Source organism: Psychrobacter sp. 1U2 (assembly GCF_051847575.1).
On the sequence record NZ_JBPYDC010001142.1, the window covers coordinates 1 to 690 of the forward strand.

Genomic DNA, 690 nt, shown 5'->3' on the forward strand with positions numbered 1-690 from the left:
CTTTACACCACCAGCTTTACCGCGACCACCAGCATGGACCTGTGCTTTAATAACAGCGATATCAGTTGGGGTTTTATCAAAGGCAGCTGCTGCTTCGTCACCACTATGAGCAATGATGCCTTCTTGAATTGGCAAACCGTAGCTTTTTAATAGCTCTTTTGCTTGATACTCATGTAAATTCATTGATTGTATCCTTTATTTTTTACAATTAATAAAAAGTGAAAATAAGCGCACAATAATATTTATATAGTGCACTTATAACCGTAGCTCCAGTGGTTATAACACTTATTGTTATAAACATCATCACAATCATCATAGTCATGATGCCTACTGCACTACGGTTAATTTATATCGTAATACCTACTCGGTAACCGTTAGTGACTACTTACGTTTTTTACGCTGAATGGCATGAATAGCACGGCCATCAGCTGATAGTGCCGCTTCGTGTACGGCTTCTGATACCGTTGGATGCGCAAACGTCATTAGCTGCAAGTCTTCAATACTAGAGACAAACTCCATCGCAATCATACCTTGATGGACGATATCGCCTGCACCAACAGAGATAGCGTGCATACCTAGCAAGCGATCGGTCTTAGCGTCAGCGACGACTTTGATAGAGCCTTGCGCTTCACTTTGTGCAAGAGCACGGCCGTTAGCCGCTAGATTAAATGAGCCTGTCTTGACTTCATA

At 42.0% G+C, this 690-nt stretch carries 1 protein-coding gene and 1 pseudogene; both read right to left on the bottom strand.

Going from position 1 to position 690, the window contains the following annotated elements; genetic code table 11:
• The coding region (locus tag ACS8FD_RS20860) for an ATP-grasp domain-containing protein (protein ID WP_439277273.1) at positions 1-183 on the bottom strand (183 nt) is incomplete at its 3' end.
• Between the two features lie 198 nt (positions 184-381).
• A pseudogene (locus ACS8FD_RS20865) lies at positions 382-690 on the bottom strand (dihydrolipoyl dehydrogenase); the annotation flags it as partial.